The following is a 9,980-nucleotide window of genomic DNA, read 5'->3' on the forward strand; positions in this document are numbered from 1 at the left end:
CTTCGTTGTGGCTGTCTCGATTTACGTTCTTCGTTGTTTTCGTTGTTATCTGTGTGGTTTTGCTATTTGTATGTTCTGTTGTTCTCGTTTTTTCTTTCTTTTGTGTTTGTTTTCTCGTCTTTTCCTCGTTCCCCTTTCGTTTCTCGTTTGCTTTTTTTTTTTTTTTCCCGCCGAAGACGGCCTCCGCGGTTTCTCCCTGTCTCCTGGGCTCGGAGATGTGTATCCGCGACCCCCCTTTTTCCCCCGCACCCTTCCAACCGTCATGCAGCGGCGCTACGCTCCGCCTCTGATTATTTGGTACGGGGCATTTTCGATGAAGCAGTTACTTGCCTGCCTGTCTGCGCTAGCCCTTCTCGTGCTCGGCACCGCCGTGACAAGTGCGGCGCCGGTGGGCACGCCCGCCTGGTCGGTCCGCCCGCTCATCCTGTTTGAAGGGCCGGGCAAGGCCTACGATGTCACCGGCGAGATCGACGGCAAGGTCCGCATCTATGTCGATCGCTGCTCCAGGCAGTGGTGCCACGTCCATGCTGGGCGCAACGCCGGCTGGACCAGGCTCTATGACATCGCCTTCGGCAAGGTGATCCGCCATCCCTGGCAGCTCGCCCCCATTCCCTACAACTGGGGCGGCCCGGGCATCGTCTGCCTCTACGAAGGCCACAACTTTACCGGCGCATCGTTCTGCGCCAAGTCCGGCACCAAGGTCCGCGATTTCCTGCTGCTCGACACCGACAACCGCTACTCCTCGGTCCGCATTGAGGGCAACGTCTCGGTGGACCTCTGCCGCGACCGCGACTTCCATAGCTATTGCGAACGCGTCAACGACAGCGACGCGAGCCTCAACGGCTTCCTCGACAACAACGTGAGCTCGATGCGGGTCTATTGAGTTTCGCTCGCCGCGCTCAGTAATGACGGCCCGTTGCCTCCCCGGCGCGGGCCGTTCCTCTTGCAATTCAGTCGATTTCGCCTCGAATCGCGAATATTGCTGTTCCCCGGCAGCAGTCAGCCAGCGGCACGCAATGCCGCGCTGACCTCGCGCCGCGACACCGGTCCCGGTGCCGCCAATCAGGGAACATCCTCATGAAGCGTCTCCACCTCGCCGCCGCCGCAGCGCTGGCCGCGCTCGTCGGCCTCGCCGTCGCGCCTGCTTTCGCCGCACCCAACGCCCATATGCTGCAGGATTCCAACGTCCGCAAAACCGCCAACCCCAATTCCCCGGTGGTCAACTCGGTCGCAGCGGGCCAGCTGGTCACCGTGCTCGACTGCCAGGGCACTGTCTGCCTGATCCAGATCCCCGGCCCCGACGGCTGGGTGCGCCAGAACCGGCTCGGCGGCCTCGGGAAGGGCGGCAAGCCCGCCTCCAACGTGCCGTTCAGTTTCAGCTTCGGTGTGGGCGGCGACGGCAAGCCGTCGATCTCGATCGGCATCGGCAACCAGCCCAAGCCGCAGCCGCTGCCCGAACCCGAAGAGGAAGAAGAAGACCAAGTCTGCTTCTACAAGAACGCCAACTTCAACGGCGCGAGCTTCTGCGTCGAGCCCGGCGACGCCGATGACGAGCTGAGCGGCAGCTGGGACGACTCGATCTCCTCGATCGAGGTGTTCGGCAATGCCGATGTGCTGGTCTGCCGCGACTACGAGCTCGAGGGCATCTGCGCCGATATCAGCTCGTCCAAGGCCTCGCTGCCCAAGCAGCTCAACAACGCCATCTCGTCCTACGAAGTTAACTGACGCTTCACCATACTGAGAACCGGACGCCGCCCCTCGAGGGCGGCGTTTGCATTTTAGGCGCAATTGACACGAATGCATGGAACTCCCTTGCGTTCCGGCCGTTTCGGCCTCGCGGCGACAACCGATAAATGCCCGAAGCGTCACAAAGAGAGGACTATCCATGCATCCCATCAAACTGGCAGGAGCCGCCACCCTGCTGCTCGGCTCGCTGTTTTTCGCCGGTGCGGCCAATGCCGCCGTCGCCACCAGCACCGTCAACGTCCGTGCCGCGCCGGTGAACGGCGCCGTGGTCGACGTGCTGCGGGCCGGCCAAGAGGTCGAGATCGACCGCTGCACTGGCGGCTGGTGCTACGTGATCAAACAGGGTCCCGATGGCTGGGTCTCGGCCAGCTACCTCAGCGACGACGATTCCGGCTTCGACGATGAGGACGACGTCGATACCCGCGTCATCGTTCCCGATCGCCCGGGCCCCGGCCCCAGCCGTCCAGAGGTCGATGTGAACATCGGCTTCAACGTCCCCGGCTTCAGCTTCCAGATCGGTTCCGGTGGCTTCGACATGCGGCCCGGCCGTCCGGGTGGCAGTCGCGACCGCGTCTGCTTCTATGAGAACACCAATTTCCGCGGCGACAGCTTCTGCGCCCGCCCGGGCGAGCGGCTGGCCCGTCTCGGCCGTTGGGACGATTCGATCCGCTCGATCGAAGTCCGCGGCGATGCGCAGGCTCAGGTGTGCGAGCGCGCCAACTTCAACGGCCGCTGCATCGTGATCTCGCGCAGCGTCGGGAACCTGCGCGGCGCCAACGACAACATCAGCTCACTGCGCGTCCGCTAAGCGCCGCCTGACTGAACAGAAAGCGCCGCCCCGGCTTACTGCCCGGGCGGCGTTTTGCTTTTTGCGGCTAGCGCCGGAAGATTGCGTCGAGCAGTTGCCGCTCGATCCGCGCCAGATCCTCGGCGCCGCGCAACCGCGGACGCTCGTGCTCGACCAGGATGTCGAGCACGATATGCCCCTCGTCGAGGACGATCACCCGGTCCGCCAGCGCCACCGCCTCGCCGACATCGTGGGTGACGAACAGCGCGGTGAACCCCTGCTCCCGCCACACCCGCTCGACCAGGCCCTGCATCGTGATGCGGGTCAGCGCATCGAGCGCGCCCAGCGGCTCATCGAGCGCCAGAAAGTCCGGCCGGCTGACCAACGCGCGCGCCAGCGCCACTCGCTGCCGCTGCCCGCCGGAGAGTTGCGCCGGCCATTCGCCCGCCTTCTCGTCGAGCTGCACCTCGCGCAGCGCCGCCAGCGACTTCTCCTTGGCCGTATTGCCGCTCTGGCCCGGCCCCAGGCCCACCGCGACATTGCCAGCGACGCGCTCCCACGGCAGCAGCCGCGGCTCCTGGAACACGATCCGCGCATTCGGCGTCACCGCCTCGCCGCCCGGACCGGTGAAAGTGATGCGCCCGCTCGTCGGTTAGTCGAGGCCGGTGAGCAGCCGCAATAGCGTGCTCTTGCCGCAGCCGCTCTTGCCGACAATGGCGAGAAACTGCCCCGGAGGCACTTCGAGATCGAGCTTACGCAGCACCGGCACGCTGCCGAACGACTTATCCAGCCCCTCGATGCGAATGCCGACGGCGCTGCTGCGCTCTGCCACGGCAGCCGGCGCCCGCGGGCCATACTCGGGCTCGATCCCCTTGCCCCAGGCGTTGATCTTGCGGGCCTGCTGAATCTGGCTCATCGGCTTACCCTTTCGCCGGCGTCTGGAACGCTGGGTGCCATTGCAGGGTCCGTCGTTCGAGGAACCGCGCCGTCGCATCGGCCAGCTTGCCGAGCAGCGCGTAGATCACCAGCGCCAGCACCACCACATCGGTCATCATGAACTCGCGCGCCGTATTGGCCATGTGCCCGATGCCCGACGAGGCCGCCATCGTTTCGGCCACGATCAGCGTCAGCCACATGATGCCGAGCGAGAACCGCAAGCCCACGAAGATCGAGGGCAGCGCCCCCGGGAAGATCACCTTGCGGAACAACGTCCAGTTGCTCATCCCGTAGACCCGCCCCATCTCGATCAGTTGCGGATCGACCGTCCGCACCCCGTGCAGCGTGTTGAGGTAGATTGGGAAGAACACCCCGAGCGAGGTGAGGAACAGCTTTGCCTCTTCGCCGATGCCAAACCACAGGATCACCAGCGGAATCAGCGCCAGGTTGGGGATGGTGCGGATCATCTGCAGCGTCGTGTCGGTGAGCCGGTGCGACAGGCTGGAGACGCCGTTGGCGATCCCCAAGAGGAACCCGATCGAGCCGCCGACGAACAACCCCGACAGCGCCCGCTGCGCACTGACCGCAATATTGACCGCGAGCTCGCCCGAAATCGTCTTGTCCCAGAACGCCCTGAGCACATCGAGCGGCGCCGGCATCAGCCGGTTGCCGATCAGCCCCAGGCTCGACGCCGTCTGCCAGGCGACGACGATGGCCACCGGCAGCAGCAGCGGCAACGCCCCACCCAGCCGGGACGAAATCCATCGTCCGGCCTGGCGCAGGTTTGGCCCGCCCGGCAGGGCGGCCGGTTTGGGAAGCTCGGCAACCAGCGTCATTTCGCGTCTCCCTGAAGGCGCTAGATATCAAAGGCTTGGAGGAGTTCGCCGTTTCAGCGAAACGGCGAAATGGCCTAGAGCTCGGGCACGTGCCAGAAGACGTCGGCGATCGACAGCTTCCTGGGCAGGATTCCCAGCCCGAAGAACTCGTCGGCCAGCGCCTGCTGGTAGGTCAGGATGCTGTCGTCGAGCGGCTGGATGGCCCCGAGGTCGGCGCCCTTGCGGGTCAGCGCGATCCGCTGGATCGGTTCGGGCACGCCAGTCACCGCCGAAATCTCGCCGACCGTGGCCTCGATATTGGCCTGCGCCGCCTTCCCCACCTTCGCCAGCTCGTCGATTACCTCGGCGATGATGTTCGGGTTCTCCTTGGCGTAGCCGCCATTGGCCAGGTAGTAACCCCAGGAGTCGACGATGCCCTCCGTCGTCACCAGCACGCGGGTGTCTGGCGCCTGTTCGGCGATCGCGTAGTAGGGATCCCAGATGATCCAGGCGTCGATCTGGTTGCTGGCAAAAGCCGGCGCCGCATCCGGTGGCCCCAGGTCCAGCGCCTCGACATCGGCCGGCGTCAGGCCGACCGTGCGCAGCGCCTTTACTGCGAAATTATGCGCGCTGGAGCCGCGCTTGAACGCTACCTTCTTGCCCTTCAGGTCGGCGATCGACTGGATCGGCGAGTCCTTTTTGACCAGGATGGCCGAGCCGGCGACGCTGCTCTTGCTGGCCGCGACATAGACCAGGTTGCCGCCAGCCGCCTGGGCGAACAGCGGCGGGATGTCGCCGGTCGAGCCGAAGTCGATTGCATTGGCGCCCAACGCCTCGAGCAGCGGCGGCCCCGAGGTGAACTCGGCCCACGTCACCTTGACGCCGCGCGCCTCGAGCCGCTTGTCGAGCGCCCCCGACGATTTGGCGAGCGCGAAAACCCCGCCCTTCTGCCAGCCGATGCGGAATTCCTTGGCCGTATCCTGGGCGCGCGCGCCGGACGGCAGGATCGCCAGCGCCGAAGCGGCGGCGAACAGTTTCAGTGTCGATCTGCGATCGATCATGGTCGTCTCCATCAGAAAAGGTTGAATGTCAGGCGATGGCGCGCTGCGGCTCGGCCGCTTCGACGCGCGTGCTGTGCAGCCGCCAGTTGAGTTCCTCAGCCGCCCGCTCGATCCCCTTCAGCAGGCCGGGGCTATGCGGCTGGTAGTCGACGAAATCCGGTTCGATCGCGTAGATGCCGGTGGCGATGATGTCGGCCGAAAAGAACGCAAAGAGCGGCCTCAGGCCGTGGTCGATCGCCAGCGCGTGCCGCTCGCTGCCGCCGGTGGCCGAGAGCACGACAGGTTTCCCCTTCAGCGCCTTGGGCTCCATCAGGTCGAACAGGTGCTTGAACAGCCCCGTATAGGTGCCTTTGTAGATCGGCGAACCGACGACCAGCGCGTCCGCCGCGGTGATCGTCGCGATCAGCTGCGCCAGATCGGCCGGCGCCGCGCGTGGATCGAGGGTCGAACCCAGCGAGGGCTGGATCTCCTGCAAGTCGAAGATCGACACCTTCGCTCCGGAACGCTGCGCCGCCGCTTCGGCGATCGCCTCGACCAGGTTGCGCGTCCGCGACGGTCGCGACGAGCTGCCGGCAAATCCGACAATGTTCAGCCCGGCCATCAGGCGCTCCTCTGGCTCGGCGCCGCGGCGCGTTCGACGAAACGGTTGACCGGCCGCTCGAGTCCGAGATTTTCCCTGAGCGTCGCGCCTTCATATTCGGTGCGGAACCAGCCGCGCCGCTGCAGTACCGGCACCACCTGATCGACGAAATCGGTGAGCCCGGTGGGCAGCACCGGCGGCAGGATGTTGAAGCCGTCGGCTGCCCCGCCGTTGAACCACTCGCCGATGGCGTCGGCCACCTGCTCGGGCGTCCCCACCACGGTCCGGTGTCCGCGCGCCGTAGCCAGCGACAGATAGAGTTGCCTGAGGCTCAGCCCGCGCGCCGCCAGGTCCGACACCAGCTTCAGCCGGCTCTTGTTGAGCTCGGTATTGGTCGGCAGTGGCGGCGCCTTGTCGTCGAGCGAGTAGCCCGACAGGTCGACCCCGACATAGTATTGCTTGAGGATCGACCAGGCGATCGTCGGATGCACCAGCGACTGGATGAACTCGTAGTTCTCCTGCGCCTGCTTTTCCGTCCCGCCCAGCACCGCGAAGATGCCCGGCATGATCAGCAGCTGCTCCGGCCGGCGGCCGAACTTGGCGAGCCGCCCCTTGATGTCGGAATAGAACTCCTGCGCGTCTTCCAGCGTCTGGTTGGCGGTGAAGATCACGTCGGCGGTCCGCGCCGCCAGCTCGCGGCCGGGCTCCGAGGCGCCGGCCTGCACCACCACCGGTCGGCCCTGCGGCGACCGGGCGACGTTGAGCGGCCCGGCGACATCGAAGAACTTGCCGTGGTGGTTGACCTTGTGGACCTTGTCGGGGTCGAGGAAAATGCCGCTCTGTTTGTCGCGGATCAGCGCGTCATCCTCGTAGGAATCCCACAGGTCGAGCACCAGATCGACGACTTCCTCGGCGCGCTCGTAGCGGCTGGCGTGGGCCGGATGCCCGGCAATCGAGAAGTTCTTCGACACGTCCGCTCCGGTCGTCACCACATTCCAGGCGGCGCGGCCCTTGGAGATGTGGTCGAGCGAGGCGAATTTGCGGGCGAGGAGATAGGGGTCCTCATAAGTGGTCGAAGCGGTGGCGACGAAGCCGATGCGCTCGGTCACCTGCGACAGCGCCGACCACAGCGTCACTGGCTCGAAATGAGCCGAATGGCTGACCCGGCTGCGCGTCTCGGCATCCTTGTCGCCGTCCCACCCGGCCGGACTATCGGCAACGAACACCAGGTCGAACTTGCCGCGCTCGGCCGTCTCGGCCAGCCCGCGATAATGGTCGATGCTGTGTCCGGCGTCGGCGTCCGAATCCGGGTGCCGCCAGGCCGCGATATGATGCCCGGTCGCCATGATGAAGGCGCCGAGCTTGAGCTGTCTGTCCTCGGTGGTCATTTTGACATCGGTCCCCGGTGCCGCGCTCCATGCCCGGCAGTGAGACTTTAGACTACTAATTCAATATACAATGTCGACTGATGGCTTTGCGCCGAACGCCGGGTTCGTGAGCTTTTTTTGCCCGCGCCGTCGCCTTGCCGGGGAACGGACCGCTGCATCCCGTCGATGAACCATTTCTGCAACCGACGTTCAGCGCCCTGTCAGCTGACTCGTGATGCACTGCCGCCAAGCTGCCGAGTCGGTGGCACTGAGGGGGCACATCTCAGTTCATTTCTCCCATCGAGCTGCGACGCTCGATAGCCCGTGAGGTGGGGCGCCTCCCCTCCCTCACACGCGGACCCGGCCCGCCGCACGGTGCCGGGTCCGCGATCCCTTTTGGGGCCCCCTGTTCGCAACGGCGGCAATGTGCACCGGCCTCCTTCTCCCTCAAGGGGAGAAGGCACATGCTGCACCGTCAACTCTCTGGACCCCCTCCATGGTTGCGCCCCCTTCCCCAGCTCCCTTCGATTGACATCGCCCCCGAGTCCACGCTCTATGCAGCCCGTTCAAGGTTCCTCGGCGGCCGCCAAGCCAACGGGGATTAAAAGGGAACACGGTGCGACGTACCCATCAGGGCGCAAAACCGTGGCTGCCCCCGCAACTGTAAGCGGCGAGCTCTTCCGTAAACGCCACTGATCTCCCTTGGGAGGTTGGGAAGGTTCGGAAGCGCTGTGACCCGCGAGCCAGGAGACCTGCCTCGACATTTCACTGTAACCCGGCCGGGGTGTGCCGAGGGGAACGTCGATGGCGCTACGACTACGCATCGCAGCTCGCATTTTGATCGGTTCGCCCGTCAGCCCTCGCCTATGCGCGGAGGCCTCCGATGGAGCTTGCCCGATCCCTTGTCGGCGATAGCCCGGCCGCCCTCACCGTCGAGGGTCTGAGCTGGGGCCCGTCGCATCGCCCCCCGATCGTCCGCGAGCTGAGCTTTGCCGTGGCGCCCGGCGAGATGCTGGCGCTGGTCGGCCCCAACGGCGCCGGCAAATCCAGCCTGCTGCGCTGCCTCTACCGCTATCACCGCCCCACCGCCGGTACGGTCCGCCTCGATGGCGTCGACCTCTGGTCGCTGCCGCCCCGCGCCGCCGCCCGCCGCATCGCCACCGTGCTGCAGGAGCCGGCTTCGGATTTCGGCCTCAGCGTCGCCGAGATCATCGAGCTCGGCCTCACCCCGCACCAGCATGATGGGTCACCACACGGTTACACATCGGTCGAAGCCGCCCTCGAGCTGTTCGGCCTTACGTCGCTCGCCACCCGCGACTTCGCCTCGCTTTCCGGCGGCGAGAAGCAGCGCGTCATGCTTGGCCGCGCCCTGGTGCAGAAGCCAGACCTCTTGATCCTCGACGAGCCGACTAACCACCTCGATATCCGCCATCAGCTCGAAGTGCTGGCGCTGCTCGCAGCGCTGCCCACCACCATCATCGTCTCGCTCCACGACCTGGCGCTCGCCTCGGCCCATGCCGATCGGGTGCTGGTCATCGCCGACGGCCGGCAGGCGGCGCTCGGCCCGCCGCTGGAGATCCTGACGCCCACAGCCATCCGCCAGACTTTTGCCGTCGAGACCGCCATCGACAGCCATCCGGCTACTGGCCGACCCCGCTTTTCCTTCCATCTCGATCCGCACAGCTAAGGGAGAATTCCATGCGCCTCAGCCTCCTCGCCGCCCCGCTTGTCGCACTTGCCGCGACCAGCGCCTTTGCCTCCGGCTTCCCGGTCACCGTCAAAAGCTGTAACCGCGACGTTACCTTTGAAGCAGCCCCGGCCCGCGCCGTCTCCAACGACGTCAACCTCACCGAGATGATGCTGGCTCTCGGCCTCACCGGCTCCATGGCCGGCTACACCGGGGTGTCGGAATGGAAGACCCTCGACGAGGAACTGCGCGTCGGCGTTGCCGAGCTGCCCGAGCTGTCGCCCGACTATCCCAGCAAGGAGGTGCTGCTTGGCGCCGATGCCGACTTGTATTTCGCCGGCTGGAACTACGGCATGAAGGTCGGCGGCGAGATCACCCCCGACACCCTCGGCGCGTTCGGCATCAAGGTCTACGAGCTGACCGAAAGCTGCATCCACATCATGGACAAGCCCAAGGCCGCGATCGACGACCTCTATGTCGACCTGCTCAATCTGGGGAAGATCTTCGGCGTCTCCGAACGCGCCGAAGCGCTGGTTGCCGGTTACCAGTCCGAACTCGCCGCCTTCACCGCGACGCTGCCCAGGCGCGACAATCCGCCAAAAGTCTTCATCTATGACTCGGGCGAGGAAAAGCCCTTCACCGCCGGCCGCTACGCCATCCCTACCGCGCTGATCGAGGCCGCCGGCGGCACCAACATCATGGATGATGTGGATTCCAGCTGGGTCGAGATCGGCTGGGAGCCGGTGATCGAGCGCAACCCCGACGTCATCGTCATCATCAACTACGGCGAAGTCACTGCCGAACAGAAAGCCGACTTCCTGCGCAACAACCCGGCTTTCAAGGACATTCCGGCGGTAAAGCATAACCGCTTCGTTACGCTTCAATATGTCGAGGCGACCCCAGGCCCGCGCAACATCGCCGCGATCAAGCACCTGGCGGCGGCGTTCGCGGAGTAGCGGAACAGACGTGCGGCAGACGGCCCCCTCCCATCCTCCCCCATG

General features: G+C 65.5%; 9 protein-coding genes, 1 pseudogene and 1 riboswitch. Of the genes and pseudogenes, 5 read left to right on the top strand and 5 right to left on the bottom strand.

Annotated elements, in window-relative coordinates; translation table 11 throughout:
• Positions 1-313 precede the first annotated feature (313 nt).
• The 3 genes from VW23_RS28880 (at position 314) to VW23_RS05720 (ending at position 2,554) form a co-directional block, all read left to right on the top strand.
• Entirely contained in the window at positions 314-883 is a 570-nt protein-coding gene (locus VW23_RS28880) for a peptidase inhibitor family I36 protein (protein WP_176730338.1), read from the top strand.
• Positions 884-1,077: 194 nt separating this feature from the next.
• Positions 1,078-1,725, top strand: a complete 648-nt coding sequence (locus VW23_RS05715; protein WP_069908629.1) for a peptidase inhibitor family I36 protein — start codon at positions 1,078-1,080, stop codon at positions 1,723-1,725.
• Positions 1,726-1,885: 160 nt separating this feature from the next.
• Positions 1,886-2,554 carry an SH3 domain-containing protein gene (locus tag VW23_RS05720; RefSeq protein ID WP_069908630.1) on the top strand — a complete coding sequence of 223 codons (669 nt, stop codon included), beginning with the start codon at positions 1,886-1,888 and terminating at the stop codon, positions 2,552-2,554.
• A 67-nt stretch (positions 2,555-2,621) separates the two neighbouring features.
• On the opposite strand, the pseudogene VW23_RS05725 reads toward VW23_RS05720, so the two are convergent.
• The 5 genes and pseudogenes from VW23_RS05725 to VW23_RS05745 form a co-directional block, all read right to left on the bottom strand.
• Positions 2,622-3,449 (bottom strand): annotated as a pseudogene (locus tag VW23_RS05725) (ABC transporter ATP-binding protein).
• Between the two features lie 4 nt (positions 3,450-3,453).
• On the bottom strand, positions 3,454-4,305 hold the full coding sequence (locus VW23_RS05730) for an ABC transporter permease subunit (RefSeq protein ID WP_084645617.1): 852 nt from the start codon (positions 4,303-4,305) through the stop codon (positions 3,454-3,456).
• Positions 4,306-4,379: 74 nt separating this feature from the next.
• Entirely contained in the window at positions 4,380-5,345 is a 966-nt protein-coding gene (locus tag VW23_RS05735; protein ID WP_069908631.1) for an aliphatic sulfonate ABC transporter substrate-binding protein, read from the bottom strand.
• A gap of 28 nt (positions 5,346-5,373) precedes the next feature.
• The gene (locus VW23_RS05740) at positions 5,374-5,946 is read right to left on the bottom strand and encodes an NAD(P)H-dependent oxidoreductase (protein ID WP_069908632.1); all 573 of its coding nucleotides are present in this window, start codon (positions 5,944-5,946) and stop codon (positions 5,374-5,376) included.
• Positions 5,946-7,313 (bottom strand): LLM class flavin-dependent oxidoreductase, encoded by a 1,368-nt coding sequence (locus tag VW23_RS05745; protein ID WP_069908633.1) that lies wholly within the window; start codon positions 7,311-7,313, stop codon positions 5,946-5,948. The genes VW23_RS05740 and VW23_RS05745 overlap by 1 nt, the downstream gene beginning before the upstream one ends.
• 531 nt (positions 7,314-7,844) lie before the next feature.
• Positions 7,845-8,066, top strand: a riboswitch (cobalamin riboswitch).
• Positions 8,067-8,175: 109 nt separating this feature from the next.
• Here VW23_RS05745 and VW23_RS05750 point away from each other — a divergent pair.
• Both VW23_RS05750 and VW23_RS05755 read left to right on the top strand, forming a co-directional pair.
• Positions 8,176-8,979: an ABC transporter ATP-binding protein gene (locus tag VW23_RS05750; protein ID WP_069908634.1), complete on the top strand. Its 804-nt coding sequence runs from the start codon at positions 8,176-8,178 to the stop codon at positions 8,977-8,979.
• Between the two features lie 11 nt (positions 8,980-8,990).
• Positions 8,991-9,935, top strand: coding sequence for an ABC transporter substrate-binding protein (locus tag VW23_RS05755; RefSeq protein WP_069908635.1), 945 nt, complete (start codon positions 8,991-8,993; stop codon positions 9,933-9,935).
• Positions 9,936-9,980 lie beyond the last annotated feature (45 nt).

The organism is Devosia insulae DS-56 (assembly GCF_000970465.2).
Classification (GTDB): domain Bacteria; phylum Pseudomonadota; class Alphaproteobacteria; order Rhizobiales; family Devosiaceae; genus Devosia_A; species Devosia_A insulae.